The sequence below is a fragment of the Mesorhizobium sp. Cs1299R1N3 genome, from assembly GCF_037179625.1.
GTDB classification, from domain to species: Bacteria; Pseudomonadota; Alphaproteobacteria; order Rhizobiales; family Rhizobiaceae; genus Mesorhizobium; species Mesorhizobium salmacidum.
In genome coordinates this window covers 161,042-176,638 of record NZ_JAPYKQ010000010.1, presented here as the reverse complement: position 1 = coordinate 176,638, position 15,597 = coordinate 161,042, and the positions used below count along the sequence as shown (strand labels likewise).

Sequence of the window (15,597 nt, the reverse complement as noted above, 5' to 3'; positions counted from 1 at the left end):
TATCCTGAGGGCTTCGAGCCGTGGCCTACTTTAGTTGCTCGAAATCGTCTGGGTGGTGGCCGAACGCGGCCTTGAACGCGTTCTTGGCCCAGATCTCCATGGCCTCGTTCTGACTGCCACCGGTCAGCGATCGAAAATCGTAGTGAAAGGGTCCGTCTCGAAGAACCCATTGAAATGTTAGGTCGTAGAGAACCGTCGACGCCATGAAGGTATCGAGCATGCGCTTCAGGGCGGTGCCCTCTCGGCCCGCAAACGCGCGGGTGAAGATTTGCTGTGAGTCAGCGCGATCCGTGAAGAGGGACAAGTGTCGCAGGAAAAGCTCCTGGAACACCTGAGTCGTATGAGCTAAGGCTTTCCCCGCCCAGCAGAAGAAGTGTGGATGGGTGAGCTTGCTCCTGCAGAGATCCATGAAATGTGAGGTCATAACCCGGATGGGCAGGTTACCAGCGGAGTACTCGAAACTCGCCCATTCGGCCATGAGGGCCTGGCCCGCCACCGTTTCGGACACGGCTATGACTGCTCGTAGGGCGACAAGCGGATCGTCATAGCCGCAGCGGTCGGTGAGGACGCGCGAAACGAAAGCATACTCTTCAGAGCTATAGGCTTGGATCGCTGGCTTCACTTCAGGATGCTCTCGGGCGGCCTGACAAAGCAGGGCGAATCGCGCGCCTGGATCGACGTCAGAAATGAAGTCCTCGAAACGTTCGATATCGAGGGGAAAGCCGCGGGTCGGGTTGATCGAAAGGTCGCAGATCAGCAGAAACAGCCCGACGAGGGGGCTGTCGATTGTCTCAGGCCATTCGGACTCACTGAGGCGAAGGAACTCTGTAAACGCATCGACGTAGATGCCGCTCAGATAACCGTCGGCAGCGTAGGCCGCGCAAGTCGAGGGGCCGCCGGACGAAGCGAGAAACTGAAGTTGGATGAAACGCGCCTGGCCTTCGAAGATAGCGTGAAGCCCCACGTCACCGCTCGTGATTGGCGACCCATGGTAGAAGCCCTCGTGGCGCGTGACCGAGAGGCGATCGAACTCTGCTTGCCATCGTTCTGGATCAGGCAGGCTATCGGGCTCCAGATCGCAAGACTGCAGCAGGGCCATCAGCGTGTTACCATAGGCGATACGGTACGAATGACCGACGCTCTCAAAATGTTGGTTCTGCCTAAGCTCGGATGACCGGTGTGGGCTATGCGCGAAGAATTTGTAGAACTCGATGTCCAGCGCATTGTTGACGGCAATGTTAGCTTCCGCGAGCGCCTCGGCCGAGGGCGCCGTGCCATGGAGTAGCGCGTCATCAGCCCATCGCTTTAATGATTTCTTCGGCCCAATTTCCGCGATCGCCTTTTGAAGGTGTTCGAGACTGCTTGAAAATTGTGCTGGGTAACAGAGGCTGAAAATAAGGCCAGCGGTCGAGCCTACATGCTGCCACCAGTGGATAGTCTCGTGGATGTAGGTTGAGTAGGCTTGGATGAGGTCTGCAGGGTCGTGCCCCCCAAAGTCGCCTGAGGCGAGGGCGTCGACCAACTCATGAACACGCGGGCTCAAGCGCAGCACGAATTGTTTGGTGCTGTAGAGACCATGAGCTTCCAACGTCGCCGCGAACGTCGTAGGCGCCATCAGGATGCCTCCGCTCGGTTCGAGCAAATCATGTTTGAGGTCGTTGAAAACGATCATATTGCGGCCTTGTGGTTGCGCATACAATTGAGGCGTGATTTGACCTCTCGTACCGTCGCCGACGGTATGTCGTCTCGCCACCGGTACTCTGCGCGATCTGCTATAAAGTTGACATTCGCCCCCCCATGACATAGATGTCTCCTCGGAGGCTTTGTACGCGGAAACGTGGGCATTGCCTTTTTTTATGCCGGGTTGAGAGCGATAGGCCTCAGATCCCGAATGTGCTTAATCCCCCAGATTTTTTCACCTCCTTCGGTCTCGCGACTGAATCGGATTCGCTTTACGCGATCAGCTAGTCCCGCCAATTCGGGTCTGGCCGGCAGCGTCATGCCATTCAATCGCAAACCCCAACTGATCACATACGCGACGATGTCCGTCAGCTGAATTAGCGTCGTTAGATCGCTGTGTACGAAGAAGGGTTCCGGGATAATGAGTCGGGCGCGCACCCTGCCGTTTCGTGTCCTTATGAAATAGTTCGATACCTGCCCAAGCAAGACATGGCTCTGTGCCTTATCTAGCTCGTCGAACACGAGATATCCCATCGGATCGTCTGGCATTCCATTCAAAAAGTAATAGAAGCGCTCGAATAGGAAGGCGTAGTCCTTTCGCATCGCTTCATCGCTTGGTGGTCGCGGTGCTGATTGCGGGACCATGGTTGCGAAGACCTGTGCTCCGTGGCTACGAGCAAGGTTGAGCGCAAACTCGCAATAAGCGATCTTCGCCTGGCCGAGCGCAGTCAACCGATCGCGCGTCACCGCTGTCCCATCAAGAAGGATTTCCCGCGCAAGGCGACTGCGGGTGTTCTGCTCGAAGGCTGGCAATTGTGCAGCGTGTCTGAAAGTCTTTGGCTTGAGCAGCTCCTTGGCTTTCGCCTCCTGGCCGTAAGCCTGATAAAGACGCATCCCGAAGATATGCTGCTGAGCGTCGGAAAGTTGCCGGATGAGGGGCCATATCTTTCGGTCCTCGATCGCAACGCCTGCCAGCACTTCATATGGCGAATTCCGGCGATCTTGGCCTGTCTCGTCAATAAATAGCGCCCAACTCATTCCAGTCCCTCGCTCTTGTTCTTTTTATCCATCGGGCCCCAGGGGATCATCGTACGGCCTCGACGCTCGGTTTCGCCGTGGCTTTGTAACCACGCTTCGTCACCGCCTTGCGGGCTGCCTTGGCCGACTCTTCGATTTCGCGGAATTCAGGTTCTAGTTCCTGAAGGCGCTTCACAAGTCCGCTCAAATCATAGGTATTGCTGAGCTTGCCCCCATTGCTGCTACGGCGCTCGATCCTCTGGACCAATCCGGCCTGCTCCAGTTCCGCAATGTACCGTTGGACCTGGCGTTCACTAAGGCTCAACCGCTGCGCAAGGGTCTCCTTGCTTGGAAATGGTTTCCGCTCCTTATCCCACCAGAAATCGCACAATTGCAGGAGGACGGCGAGCTGGGTCGGATTAAGCCCGATACGCTGCTGAGCGCGCAGCAAGAGAGACGGAACGAGGCAAAAGCCCAGCTCGATTACCTGTTGACCCCATTTATCGGCGGACGCTTTGTTGGTCTTGATCGTCGGCGCCGGCGTTGCGTCTTTTTCTTGTGGAGGATTTGCGGTCATGGTAGTGTCCTTTTGCTAGCTTCTGGGACACAAATGCGCGGCGTTTGCGCTGTCTGCAAGAGGGCGCAACCGGACGTATATGTCTCTAGGGACAAGACATAGATGTCGCTAGGCTACCAGTCAAGGATGGCTGGTAAAGAAATACGCATCGTCTAATCGCAGATGAAGGCGGACTGCACATAAACGAGTAGTAGTTTCGCACCAGGCGCCCATGACCAGTGGGAGTGGCCGGTTATCTCCCGATAATCAGGCTTATTCTGTCTGATGGTCCTTGGAGGGGGCTGATCTTGGGGAGCATGAGGTTTTGTGGGGCAGTCACGTTGCGGCCGACCAAACGGGCGTTTTCTGTGGCGTGGTTCCGGCCCGCTCGGGGAGCCTCCGTAACCAACCGTCCCACAGTTCCTCATGCTCTCCAGTTGTCTCATCGCAACGCCATTGCTACGTTGCCGACTGGCGGCTGGTGGCGAGAAAACCCAGCCGAGGGTCGCGCCGACACAGAAATCCGATACAGTCTCGCGGCGAAGTTACGTACCGCTGAATATGTGGATCTCGATGCTCCGATCGCCACACCCGTGGCTGTACCGGCGGCAAGAGGTTGAGATCGACGTCTGACGACTCCGTTTGTCGACGGGACGACAGGCCGGACTTAGACTATGCCGCTTTCATCACTGCGTCCTTGAACAGGTCGTCCGCCCTGAAATTCTCTCCCTTGTCGAAGCTGTATACCGACTTCACGTGACAGCCGTCCCAGACGAAGCGGAAATGCTCGGCCTGAACGCTTCTCGCGAGAACGTCTCCGTTGAAGATCGCGACGCAGGTCCCGGCAGGCCGGACGGGGCAATTGAATAGGGCACCATCGGCGCCGACATTTAAGAGCTCTTCCCCGACCTCCCACCGCGCCGTTTGGGTCAAGGTCGGGTCGAGCGCCCGCAAATCAGCAAGTCGCCCCTTCACGCGAGTACCCAAGACCCGCATGTCGAGGTCGAGAGGCGGCTCCTCGGTACGCGAGAGGAAGAGTTCGCGCTTGCGCACAGACATAGCGAGGGCGGTCTGAAGGCAGTCACACAACTCCATGGCGCCGAAGAGCGGGCTCAGCAGCCACGTGCCCTCGGGATTCAGGTAGGCAAAGGGAGCATGGTTCCAGTTCTGTAGTTTGGGGGACGCTTCGTCGACCTGGGCACCCCCGGTCAGCAGCTGGCGCATCTGCGCGCGGGGATTCGTGAGATCTTCGACCGAAGTCACAACAGGCCACACCTCCTCCCGCGCGACGCGCTCGTATAACGAGATGGGCGGGAAGCGCGAGGGGATGAGGCGATACCAGGTACTCTCGACCACTACATAGTCGACGCTCAACACTATCCTCCCCGCTGCGCATCCAAATATCGTCGTACATCAATCAGGTCCGCCATTCTCCCCTTCATCATGTGACCGAGGGCGCTGCGGCCGTGCCAATATTTATTCTCCCGTTTTATCCACTGATCAGCGCGCTGAGGATCCGGAAACAAGATGTTTAAGCACTTGTAGATACTGAACACGTGCGAAATCCGTTCGAGCGTATCGCTGGGGATCGCTCCCCCCTCTTTCTTCCATTTGAAGAATGTCGACCTGGCCGGCGATCCAAGCAGGATGATCTGCTGATCCGTCGTTAAGCCCCAGGCGTCCGCGATGTTGATGAAGGTTCCTAACGCGGTTCGCTCTTGGACACCTTGTTCAATCGATACGTCCTGAGCGTGTCCAGCCATGCATACCCCGTAAAAGTCCAAAATCGAACTTGAAACTCACAAGCAGTCCAGATATGGATTAGTCCAGATACGGACTGATTCGTGAATTTGAATCCAATTTGCCAGTTAGTCAAGAGTCCCGCCTGACGGGCAGCCAGATAGGAGATCAAAATGTCGAAACACGATGTGCTGGAGCAGACCAGCAACGGCAAGGACGGAGGCAAGCCCGATAAGCCGAAGGCCTATACCTTCTTTGTCGGGCGCGAGAAATTCGAGACTGACCAGCCGGTGCTGACCGGGTTGCAGATCAAAGCCAAGGTCCCTGACTGGGATCCCTCGCACGATCTCGTTCTGGAGGGGCACGGAGACGATCCCGACCGCGTGATCCGTGACGATGAAGAGGTCTCGCTTGAGAAGGTCCACGGGCCTTTGCGCTTCTCTGCCGTGCCGAAGGCGAATTTTGGATGATGAGCCTCCTAGATGTCCAGCTGGCGGAACTCACGGAGCGGTATCCCGGGGTCGCGGCCACTCGGCTTCCGAGTGGCACGACCCTGATCACCGTGCCGGGTGTGCGCTTGCCCGCGGGCTGGACAAAGGCGCACACGACGATCTGGTTCCTGGTGCCCCCGGGCTATCCCTACGCGGCACTAGACTGCTTCTGGGCCGATGGGGACCTGCGGCTCGCCGGTGGCGCCGTCCCGGCGAACGCAAGTGCTACGAACCCCATCCCGGAAGTCGGTACCCCTAGCCTGTGGTTCTCCTGGCACCTCGCCCAGCCGTGGAATCCTAACCGCGACAGCCTCTCCTCGTGGATGAACACCGTGAACGATCGCCTTCGGCAACTGAAATGACCGGCTTGCGTTTCGCCGCCCCCGAATACGACCGCCTTGCGCACACCCTGCTCGCGCATGACGAGGAGACCTGCGCTGTCGTATTCACCCGAAGCGGCGGCTCGGAAGGCGCCTGGATCGCTGCCGACTGGGTGCTGGCCCCCGTAGAAGCTTACAGCCATCGCGACGTCATCTCTGCCGAACTCAGGCCAGCCTATCTGGTCGAGATCGCCAACCGCGCGCGCAAAGAGAAGCTCGGGGTCGCGCTGGTGCACACCCATCCGCAAGCGATCGGACAACCCTGTTTTTCAACCATAGACGACGCAGGTGAGCAGCCCCTGTCGGACTATTTTGGACGGCGGGTGCCTGCAGCGTCCCATCTGGCGCTGGTAGTTGGGCCCGACGGTTGCCGGGCGCGGCGCCTCGGCATCGGCGACGAGATCCCAGTCTGGGAAATTGGCGCGTGCGCACGGGCGCTGTCCTATCCCGGACTGCCCGAGATCAGCACCCGGGCCCACGACCGGCAGGTCCGCGCCTTCGGCCCACGCGGCCAAGCCATCATCAGTCACATTGCCGTGGCCATTATCGGTCTTGGCGGCACCGGATCGGCGCTCGCACAGCAACTCGCTCATCTCGGCGTTCGCCGCTTCATCCTGATCGACCCCGACGTGGTCGAGATGACCAATCTCAACCGGCTTGTCGGCGCAACGCCAGCAGATATCGACCGGCCCAAGGTAGAGGTCGCAGCGCGTCACATCCGCGGCATCAATCCTGAGGCGCAGATCACGGCTCGCCAGGCCGACATCGTCGACGAAGCAACCTTGCCTACGCTCTATGGCGCGGATTTCCTGTTTCTGTGCACGGACTCGCATGCGAGCCGCGCGGTCGTCGGACAGCTAGCCTATCAGTTTCTCCTGCCCTGCATCGACATGGGCGTCAGCATTACCGTGCGAGAAAACGAGATCACGCACGTGACCGGCCGCACCCAGATGCTCGCGCCGGGACTCCCCTGTCTCGTGTGCACACAGGCGCTCGACGGCGAACAGATCCGGCGCGAGATGCTCACACTGGAGCAGCGCGCCGCCGATCCATATGTGCAGGGCATCCACGAGCCGCAGCCCGCGGTCATTTCCCTGAACTCGACGGTCGCCTCGCTGGCCGCCACCATGTTCCTAAGCGCTGTGACGCCTGTGCCCAGCGCGGCGCGACTCCAATTTTACGACGGCCTAAAGGGCACCGTGCGGCCGGCGATCGCCTCGCTCGTTTCGAGCTGCGTCGTGTGTTCCCCGATCGGCGCCTTGGGCAAAGGTTCGCTCTGGCCTCTGCCCGTCCGCCCGCACGGAGCGCGCGATGGCTGACATGTTCCGCGGCAGAGTGCTCTGGTTTGGTATTGCGCCGAGTCCTGAAATGCGCCGTGAACTGCGCAACAGGCGTCTCGCAGTTACGATCCTCGCCGGTGCACCAGCCGCCGACCAGCTTGTCGCCGCCTGCGGCGCTGTGTTTTCGTTTGACGCGTCGAACATCGGTCCGGTGAGTGCGCTCGCGCGTGAACTCGCGCCAGCGCTCGTGGATCATGGGCTGCGAATCGAGATCCTCGCCACTGGCGACGGCGTGCTTGGCAGAGCGCAGAAAGCGTTGGGCGAAGTAACCCGTACCAGAGACGTGCATGCTCGCACCGCGCCGGAGCCCCACGAACTGCCGGAGCGCCTGGCGCGCCACGAGCCAGGGCCCCACCCGAACACACGCCTTGAGATTCAGCTGGCTGGCAACCGTGAACCCATCAGCGACCATGACATTCCGCTTTTCCAGAGAGCGTTTTACGATTGCCGCAAGATCGTGCTCTCGGAACTCGGCGGCGGTCGTTCCCGTGCACGCGTATTCAGTGTCCACGCGACCCTTGAGAACTCGGTCGCTGGAGCATGGCCACAGCCGTTCTTTGTCAAGCTCGATTCTACTGACAGGATTGTCAAAGAGGCCGAGAACTACCGCAGCTTTGCTCCCTTCGTGCCGTTCGGGCTGCGGCCGTCAGTTCACGGGTGTTTCCTTGGGGCGACGCGCGGTCTACTTGTCGGTGACTTCGCTGACAAATCCGAACCCCTCTGGGATCAGGTCCGGCGCAACGTCGCCTCGCTTGCGATCTCGTCCCTATTTGAGACGACGCTCGGCGGCTGGCGCGAGCAGGCCTATGCCATCGATCCTGTCAAAGGTTCCGTCGCCGTTGCGCTAGAGCAAGCCAATTTCTGCGTGCCCTCACAGATCAAAAAGAGCTACCTCGAATACGCGAGAACGCAGGACGTCCGCGTCACGCCGGACCAGCTGTGGACACGGCTCGGTGCTCTTGACCAGATCTACCGCAAGGCGCCGATGCACGGCGACCTGCACGGCGAGAACGTACGAGTCCGCAACGGCAACGCGATCCTTATTGACTTTGCGTCTGTCGCCTCTGGCCCCCTGACAGCCGATCTGGCGGCGCTGGAAACCTGGTTCGCATTCGAACTGCCCCCTGAAGAGACGCGCGATGAATACGAGAATCCGAAGTGGCGCACCGTGGTCGACAGGCTATACGCGCCGGCAAGCTTCCTGCACCCGCCAGATCCAAGCGACCCCACGTCGTCCTATTGTTGGATGGTCTCGGCGGTTCGCCAGATTCGTCGCCTCGGCATTGCGGTTCAATCCTGCTCAAGTGAGTACGAAGCGGCTGTTGCCATCAGTCTGTTGCGGCGTTGCATGTGGGACGACGGGTGCACGGCCGATCGGTTCCGGCGCGCCCATGGCTATGTAGTTGCCTCTCGCCTGATCGCTGACCTCCAAAACGAAAACGGTCCCCCTTCATGAAGATTCCTGCTCGTGAGATCCGGTTCCGTGCAGAGGTGGAGCATCGGCACGACGGCGATCCGTTGCTGCGGGAACCGGGTGACGTCGTTCTCGTGCACCGGGGAAGGCCCCGTTCACTCCTGATCGCCTGCCCGGACGGCTGCGGCGGGTCTCTTTCGATCAACCTCGATCAGCGGGCGGGAAAAGCCTGGCGTCTTTACCGCAAGGGCAACGCGATCAGCCTCTCTCCATCCGTTTGGCGCGAGGGCGGCTGCGAGAGCCACTTCATCGTCTGGCAAAACCGGATTATCTGGTGCCACCGCTTTGAAATGGGCAACCAGGAGCCGGCCTATGATGTCACTCTTGAGGCCGAGGTCCTGGCGGCACTGGACACCGTCAGATTCAGACCCACGCTCGAGATCGCGGAAGAGCTCAACGAGATTCCATGGGACGTAGCGCGTGCCGCACGCAAGCTTGTTGACGGCGGGCTCGCCGAGTATCCAGCAGACGCTCAGCGTGACCGCCTTCGGAAAAGGCCCATGCAGGAATCCAAACCGGAGAAGCCGCGCAAGGGAGGATTTCTCGACTGGATGCGGCGCCTTCTGTTAGGTGAGACGAAGTAGCGGCATGCGTAGGTCACTTCGAGGCGGGACAGTTCATCCGAGGTCTTGGGGTGAGGTCGTTGGCAAGTCGGAGTGGATGTCTTGTTCGCTGATAGCCACTCACCTCGCTCGAACGCCGACCTATAGCTCGAGAGCCAACACCCCGTATCTTGAGATGTTTCCTGTCGAGCCGCAGCCGAACGCCGTTATGCTCGGACCGGAGCCAGTGTCATGCCATTTCGATTCGTTCACACCGCCGACATCCATCTCGACTCGCCGCTGCGTTCGCTGGCGATGCGAAACGGCGACCTTGCCGAACTCGTCGGAGACGCCAGCCGCCAGGCGTTTGTCTCCATAGTTGACCTCTGCCTGGCGGAGCGTGTCGATGCGCTGGTCATTGCCGGCGATCTCTATGATGGCGACCAGACGTCGATGAAAACCGCCCGCTTCCTGGCGTCGCAGATGACACGACTGCACCAGGCCGGCATCAGTGTCTTCAAGATCCGTGGCAATCATGACGCGCTATCGCGCATATCGAAGCAGCTGGTGTTCCCGGATACGGTCACGATCTTCGGTGGCCGTTCCCAGTCAGTGCTGCAGACAGCCGGCGGGCTCGACGTCATGGTCCATGGCGTGAGCTTCGCCAGCCCCAAGGCGCCGGACAGCCTGCTGCCCAAGTATTCAGCGCCGCGTGAAGGCGCGGTCAATGTCGGCATCATGCATACCAGCCTGGCCGGATCGCCCGGCCACGACGTCTATGCCCCCTGCAACGCCACCGACCTGCATGCCCATGGCTTCGACTACTGGGCGCTTGGGCACATCCATGGGCGCATGGAAGGCGCTGGCAGCAGAGCTCGGGAAGGGTAGGGGCATCCTTTCCGAACGTCTTGCCGAGCACCAGGGCAATCACGACTTGCTTTCGGCGCGGCTGGAAGCCCTTCGTGCCTCAGTCGATGTCACCGACGATGATGCGGCGGGCGTCATTCGGCGCGCTCGTGACGAGGCCTGGGCACGGCATCGCGATGACCTGACTGGCGATACGGCGGATGATTTCGCGGCAGCACTGGCCCGAGACGACAGTGTCGGAGCAGGCCGTTTGGCCAACGCCCGGGAACTGGTCGAAATCCGCAGCACAAGCCGCAATCTCGCAGAAACCTCGGCCACCATCGCGCATGCGCGTGATCAACTTGCTCGCAACGGCTCAGATCGGGAGGCTGTGCTCTTGGAAATTCGCGCATCAGCAAGAGAGCTGCTCGCAGACCGCCAGGAATCATCCCCCGAGCAGCTGATCGAGCTGATCGAGGATCGCATCGCTGCCCGAAGAGAAGCGATCGCGGCATGGGAGGAGATCGAGCTTTCCCGCAAGAAGGCCGAGCGGGCGGTTGATGAGGAAGGCCGAATACGCCTGGAGTTGAGCGGTGCGCTGGCGAGCGTCGGCGTCGGTTCGGGTCCGGGTGACAGCCTGGAGACGATCATGGCCGCGGCAGAGCTGTTCCTTGAGAGACAATTCAAGGTGGACGCTGAGCGCACCGAGGCGCTCAAGACGGTTAGCACAAGGCAAGAGGATCTGGTCGCCAGGCGCCGAGCTGTCGAAGTCGCGGAGCGACGTGAGGATGAATGGCAGGCTGGTATTGCCGAAGCGCTAAAGGGCACATGGCTGGAGAGCGGCATCTCGGTGCCCGGCATGGGAGGCGTCCTTGACCAACTGGCTGAACTGTCCAAGGGCCTTCAGGACCGGGACTCCATGCAGCTTCGCATCGAGAAGATGGAGGCCGACAGGGACAATTTTCTGGTCGAGGTTTCCGCCGTTGCAGCCGAAGCGGGCGAGGCGGCCGACGACGACGAACCGGAACAGCTGGCCCTTCGGCTTGCCGAGCGCTTGGAGCGCGCCGAGCGCATGCGCGAGGCCAAGGCAAGCCTCGTCAATGACCTGCAGCGCCTGCAGGATCAACGGGAGATCCTCGATGCCGAGATTTCGGCGCATGAGCGCCGCAAGAACGAGGTCCTGAGCGTCTTTGGCGTCGCCACACTGGCGGAGGTCGTGCAACGCGACGAACTGCTGCGCGACAGGGATCGCCTGCGCACTGCCGTGGCCGAGCTTGAGGAACAGGTTTCGTCCGAGCTCGCGGTGGAAGGCTTCGAGCAGGCGCGTTCGATACTGGATAGTGTCGATCTCGACAGCCTTGCAATCGAGAAGGCCGAAGCCGAGCAACGGCTTCACGACCTTGACGAGGCGATACAGCAGCAGCTCATCCGGCAGACACGCGCGACCGACAAGCTGGACGCCATTGGCGGCGACAGCGCTGTTGCCCGCATCGATGCCGAACGGCGCACCGTCCTTCTCGAGATCGAGGAAAAGGCCGTCCGTTATATCGAGCTGAAATTGGGAATCATGTCGGCTGGCAATGCGCTGCGTCTCTACCGCGAGCGTCACCGCTCCGGGATGATGGAGCGCGCATCAGACGCGTTCGCCCTCATGACGCGCGGCCAGTACTCTGGCCTGACAACGCAACCTGTGAAGGGTGGGGAAGTGCTGATCGCATTGCAGCGCGATGGGCCATCCAAGGTCGCGGACGCGCTGTCAAAGGGCGCGCGGTTTCAGCTCTATCTGGCGCTGCGGCTTGCCGGCTACTACGAGTTTGCGCAGTTTCGGCCCTCGGTGCCCTTCATCGCAGACGACATCATGGAAACTTTCGACCATGTCCGGTCCCAGGAGGTTTTCCGGTTGTTTGGCGAAATGGCAAGTGCCGGTCAGGTGATCTATCTTACGCACCACCAGCACCTGTGCGAGATCGCCAAGGCTGTAGTGCCGGGCGTAGCGGTCCATGAGCTCGGATGAGATTGGACTTCTTGATGCGCTGCGGAAATACCGTGCTGTTCGATTGCCCCTTAGCTAGTCTAATCGACATTTCCAAGCGCCGGCTTTCGCGTCAGCTTTGCGCCTCATCTCGGCCGTGGAGGCGAAGTTTTCCTCCACTCGAAAGCCAACATCCAGGTTGCGGCAGTGAGGCAGCTTTGCGCCTCGCGGCGCAGGAGGCGATCAGGAGCGCGAGTTGGCCGACAAATACCGAAAATAGGCAGACGCCTTGCAGCATTTCCATCCGTTCGTCAGCTCTAAGCTGCTGATGGGGATGGTGAAAACATTCGCGCGGGAAGCCAATAGGGAAGACGCGGCAGCCGGTTTCCGATCAGCTGCTTTCGAGCGATCCAGAGCCAAACTGGACAGGCTCCCTCCGGCCCGGGCCGGTCGTTGATAGCTAAATAGGACGCGTAAGCACACCCCGTCAGGGTCGGCCTGTGGTTCAGACCTCTTCATCTGTTTCGTCGTCATCGACGACGCTGAGCTTGGACCCGCCGCGTGACACGTTGAGTTCCAAGAAAAATCTTAGGACTTCATCCGGCTTGGCATCAGCGGAGATTCCATACGCAGCCCCAACAGCCTCATCTACCGACCGGTGAGCGTCGATCAGCCATTTGGGCTTTGCATTGTAGAGCTTCGTCAGAGTGCGCTTTGTGAGCTCCTTCGCCGCCTTGTCATCGACAGGAACAAGACGCTCTGGGAAATGCCCAACGACCTCAGGGATCGATGTAACTAGGCCAGTTGGGTTCAGCCAATTCTCCCGAAGGCGGTTCAGCTCTCTTGCGACTTCTGCGATCGCACGCCCATGAGCATTCTTCTCCAAATCGTTAGCAGCCAATTTAGGGGTCAGCCCATCCGGAAATGCGAAGGTGCTGAAACTGGTTGTCGGCGTGTAGCGAGGGTCATTGCCCACGCCCAGAAACGTTCCTCGCCGAAGGGACCAGATCTCGTGGAAGCGGCTGTGAACGATCCCGAAGGTCATGTCGTCAGATCGGGCAATGACCACTACGGCATTGTCGGCGACAATCGGCGGCTTCCGCCAAGCAAAAAGTCGGTACTTCGCCACTCTAGGACTTACTATAAACCTGTCGAGCGAAGCGATAGCTGCTCTTAGCTCTGGCCTTGAGCGCCAGTGCTGCCACCAGCTGAGCAACGCCTCTGGTTGTGTCATGTTCGCCCGATGTGCTTTCACCGGTTCGATATATGCATAAGGCGCCTCGTAAAGGGCCGCCTGGCTTTCTGTCATGTCGCGAAAGTCGACAATGAACCGGTCCTTTGGCCGATTGGTAACGTCGTTGCCGACCAGGAATGGCAAGACGACGTCACTGTTAGGACGTCCGTTCGGGTTAACAGGTAGTGCAAGCAGTTCGCGGGCGATGCCGCCGGGCAACACGAAGGATGCCGGCGGCAGCTTCAACTTCACAGCAGCCTTTTTATTTAGCTGGCTTCGGGGCACGACACCCTGGAAGGCCACATCAATGTTCGCGTCCAGAATCTTTGCACGGCTTAGATCGAACGCTTCGCCATCGCTGGGAGCATGCAGATCCGCGAAAATCGTGGACACCGGCTTTCCGTCAAGAAGCGGCGCCTTCGCCTTCTCTCGGCCGAAACAAACAAGCGATACCCGCACGGCTGCTCCGTCCACCGTCCATGGTTCATCGCGCCAAGCCTCGAAGATACGACCATTCCGTGCGATCGGCTCTAGCACCTCGCGGCTTGCTCCGCCGGTGATCGAGTTGGTGGAGACCAATCCAACATGTTGGGCGCCGCCATTCTCGACGGCTTGCCAAGCCTTCGCAAACCAGAAGCAGACCAGGTCAGCCCCTTCGTCCACACGCCCACGATAAAGGCGCCTAATCTTGGCCGTATATTCTGGCCCCAGCTCTGGTTGCAGCTTTCTGCTGCCGAGAAATGGAGGATTCCCGACAATCACGTCGGCATCCGGCCAGCTCGCCTCGGTGCCATCCTCGTTGATCAGGGCGTCCCGATGATCGATGTTCTGCAATGGCCTCAGGATGGGCGTCTTGCTAACATCGAAGCCGTTCTTTCTCATCCATTGGATCTCGCCAATCCATACGGTGACACGAGCCAGTTCGGCTGCATAGGAGCTGAGCTCGATCCCCCGCACGACCTCCGGCCCCACGGTAGGGAACTGCCGCCCTAACCCGAGGATCTCGCCCTCAAGATTCACGCGGTGCTCAAGGTCCTTGATCGCCAGCAGACTGAGGTACAGGAAATTTCCGGAGCCGCAAGCCGGATCTAGCACTCGAAAGCTCCTGAGCCGCTCCAGAAACCCGTTCAACAGCTCTCGTTTTCGCTTTGCCGAGGTTTTTGCGTGCTCTATCCTCTCCCGGATTCCATTCCACTCTCGTGTGAGCGGGTCGATAATAACCGGCCGGATGATCATCATGATCTTTTCCGGGTCGGTGTAATGGGCGCCAAGCTGGCCGCGTTTCTCGGGGTCCAATCCACGTTCGAAGAGCGTCCCGAAAATCGACGGATCGATGTCGGACCAGTCTAGCGCGGCCGCTGCTCCGATTGACTCGAGGTCATTCTTGGTTAGAGGGAGTGCGGTAGCATCATCGAATAAACCGCCGTTGAACCACTCAATTTCATCGACGCCAAAGGGGCCACCCTTCTGCATGGCCCCAAAAAGCTGCTCTAGCATACCTTGAGCCACTAAAGGCTTTTTGATGCTTTTCTCCAGGATAAGGTTGAATATCTTTCGAGGAAGGAGGCCGATGTCCTCTGCAAACATGCAGAAGACAAGCCTATTCACGAAGTGAGCGACGGCATGCGGGTCATGAACTTTGCTGAGGCTGATCGCGAGTGAGGCGAACGTGTCTGCGGCTTCACGCGTGAGCGCATCAATCGTCTTGGCGGGCCTCAGCCGATCAGGTTCCGTAAATAGCCAACGCAGCTTATCGCGTTGATTTGCGTCAGAAAGATCTTGGATCTTGATATGATGGGTCTCTGATACCGTATTCGTCCAGTTAGTATGAATGACAAAATGGTCCATGTCGGACACTACAAGGAGCGGCGGGTTCTCGAGCGCCACCGCATATTGCTGCAGCTGTGCGTAGGCGGCTGTCAGATCTTTCCTCTTGCCTTTATATTCCCAGCCGAAATGCCCCTTTTTCCATACGTCCGCCCAGCCTTCACCTCCAGTCGTCTTTGAAGCTCCCCGCTCAAAGCAATACCAGTCACCACTCGTATCAACGTCGGTCGGCTTATCCACACCCAACATCTCGCACAGGTCGTTGAAGTGCGACTGTGCCGCGGAACGTTCCTTGAGGGTTGACGCCTCCCACTTCCCAATGAATTGTTCAGGTGTCACGATCGCCCCGAGTTGTCCGAAAATCTTATAATCGAGGGAATATTTTCCTCATCCGCAAGTTCACGCTATCGCGTCTAAAAAGGTCCCTAAGTCAAGGTGATTTTAGTCGGTTGTGCCGAGCCGCGAGGGAAATGCCAGCAGGGCACGGCCATTCGTCCA

12 protein-coding genes and 1 pseudogene are annotated in these 15,597 nt (G+C 59.4%); 7 read left to right on the top strand and 6 right to left on the bottom strand.

The window, feature by feature from the left end:
- Positions 1-25 precede the first annotated feature (25 nt).
- The 5 genes from O7B34_RS21465 to O7B34_RS21445 form a co-directional block, all read right to left on the bottom strand.
- Positions 26-1,672 (bottom strand): hypothetical protein, encoded by a 1,647-nt coding sequence (locus tag O7B34_RS21465; protein ID WP_337147959.1) that lies wholly within the window; start codon positions 1,670-1,672, stop codon positions 26-28.
- 182 nt (positions 1,673-1,854) lie between these two features.
- Complete coding sequence (locus O7B34_RS21460; RefSeq protein ID WP_337147958.1) at positions 1,855-2,718, bottom strand: DUF3800 domain-containing protein; 864 nt, start codon at positions 2,716-2,718, stop codon at positions 1,855-1,857.
- A 46-nt stretch (positions 2,719-2,764) separates the two neighbouring features.
- The gene (locus tag O7B34_RS21455) at positions 2,765-3,274 is read right to left on the bottom strand and encodes a helix-turn-helix domain-containing protein (RefSeq protein WP_337147956.1); all 510 of its coding nucleotides are present in this window, start codon (positions 3,272-3,274) and stop codon (positions 2,765-2,767) included.
- Positions 3,275-3,925: 651 nt separating this feature from the next.
- Positions 3,926-4,627 carry an RES family NAD+ phosphorylase gene (locus O7B34_RS21450; protein WP_337147955.1) on the bottom strand — a complete coding sequence of 234 codons (702 nt, stop codon included), beginning with the start codon at positions 4,625-4,627 and terminating at the stop codon, positions 3,926-3,928.
- A gap of 2 nt (positions 4,628-4,629) precedes the next feature.
- Positions 4,630-5,016, bottom strand: a complete 387-nt coding sequence (locus tag O7B34_RS21445) for an MbcA/ParS/Xre antitoxin family protein (protein ID WP_337147954.1) — start codon at positions 5,014-5,016, stop codon at positions 4,630-4,632.
- Positions 5,017-5,166: 150 nt separating this feature from the next.
- Here O7B34_RS21445 and O7B34_RS21440 point away from each other — a divergent pair, with 150 nt between their 5' ends.
- The 7 genes and pseudogenes from O7B34_RS21440 (at position 5,167) to O7B34_RS21415 (ending at position 12,080) form a co-directional block, all read left to right on the top strand.
- On the top strand, positions 5,167-5,463 hold the full coding sequence (locus O7B34_RS21440; RefSeq protein WP_292530523.1) for a multiubiquitin domain-containing protein: 297 nt from the start codon (positions 5,167-5,169) through the stop codon (positions 5,461-5,463).
- Complete coding sequence (locus tag O7B34_RS32210; protein WP_199202651.1) at positions 5,460-5,846, top strand: E2/UBC family protein; 387 nt, start codon at positions 5,460-5,462, stop codon at positions 5,844-5,846. Before O7B34_RS21440 ends, O7B34_RS32210 begins: the two co-directional genes overlap by 4 nt.
- Positions 5,843-7,183 (top strand): ThiF family adenylyltransferase, encoded by a 1,341-nt coding sequence (locus O7B34_RS21435; protein WP_337147952.1) that lies wholly within the window; start codon positions 5,843-5,845, stop codon positions 7,181-7,183. The genes O7B34_RS32210 and O7B34_RS21435 overlap by 4 nt, the downstream gene beginning before the upstream one ends.
- Entirely contained in the window at positions 7,176-8,660 is a 1,485-nt protein-coding gene (locus O7B34_RS21430) for a phosphotransferase (RefSeq protein ID WP_337147951.1), read from the top strand. The genes O7B34_RS21435 and O7B34_RS21430 overlap by 8 nt, the downstream gene beginning before the upstream one ends.
- Positions 8,657-9,262, top strand: coding sequence for a DUF6527 family protein (locus O7B34_RS21425; RefSeq protein WP_337147950.1), 606 nt, complete (start codon positions 8,657-8,659; stop codon positions 9,260-9,262). Before O7B34_RS21430 ends, O7B34_RS21425 begins: the two co-directional genes overlap by 4 nt.
- Before the next feature lie 210 nt (positions 9,263-9,472).
- Positions 9,473-10,090 (top strand): annotated as a pseudogene (locus O7B34_RS21420) (metallophosphoesterase family protein); the annotation flags it as partial.
- A complete protein-coding gene (locus tag O7B34_RS21415; protein WP_337147949.1) occupies positions 10,065-12,080 on the top strand; it encodes an ATP-binding protein in 2,016 nt (671 codons plus the stop codon). The pseudogene O7B34_RS21420 and the gene O7B34_RS21415, both read left to right, overlap by 26 nt.
- A gap of 463 nt (positions 12,081-12,543) precedes the next feature.
- On the opposite strand, the gene O7B34_RS21410 is transcribed toward O7B34_RS21415, so the two are convergent.
- On the bottom strand, positions 12,544-15,438 hold the full coding sequence (locus O7B34_RS21410; RefSeq protein WP_337147947.1) for a class I SAM-dependent DNA methyltransferase: 2,895 nt from the start codon (positions 15,436-15,438) through the stop codon (positions 12,544-12,546).
- Between the last annotated feature and the right edge of the window lie 159 nt (positions 15,439-15,597).

Coding starts and splice junctions, on each gene's coding strand:
- O7B34_RS21425 (WP_337147950.1), top strand. CDS start 8,657: ATGAAGATTCCTGCTCGTGAGATCCGGTTCCGTGCAGAGGTGGAGCAT.
- O7B34_RS21435 (WP_337147952.1), top strand. CDS start 5,843: ATGACCGGCTTGCGTTTCGCCGCCCCCGAATACGACCGCCTTGCGCAC.
- O7B34_RS21430 (WP_337147951.1), top strand. CDS start 7,176: ATGGCTGACATGTTCCGCGGCAGAGTGCTCTGGTTTGGTATTGCGCCG.
- O7B34_RS21465 (WP_337147959.1), bottom strand. CDS start 1,672: ATGATCGTTTTCAACGACCTCAAACATGATTTGCTCGAACCGAGCGGA.
- O7B34_RS21440 (WP_292530523.1), top strand. CDS start 5,167: ATGTCGAAACACGATGTGCTGGAGCAGACCAGCAACGGCAAGGACGGA.
- O7B34_RS32210 (WP_199202651.1), top strand. CDS start 5,460: ATGATGAGCCTCCTAGATGTCCAGCTGGCGGAACTCACGGAGCGGTAT.
- O7B34_RS21445 (WP_337147954.1), bottom strand. CDS start 5,016: ATGGCTGGACACGCTCAGGACGTATCGATTGAACAAGGTGTCCAAGAG.
- O7B34_RS21460 (WP_337147958.1), bottom strand. CDS start 2,718: ATGAGTTGGGCGCTATTTATTGACGAGACAGGCCAAGATCGCCGGAAT.
- O7B34_RS21415 (WP_337147949.1), top strand. CDS start 10,065: ATGGGCGCATGGAAGGCGCTGGCAGCAGAGCTCGGGAAGGGTAGGGGC.
- O7B34_RS21455 (WP_337147956.1), bottom strand. CDS start 3,274: ATGACCGCAAATCCTCCACAAGAAAAAGACGCAACGCCGGCGCCGACG.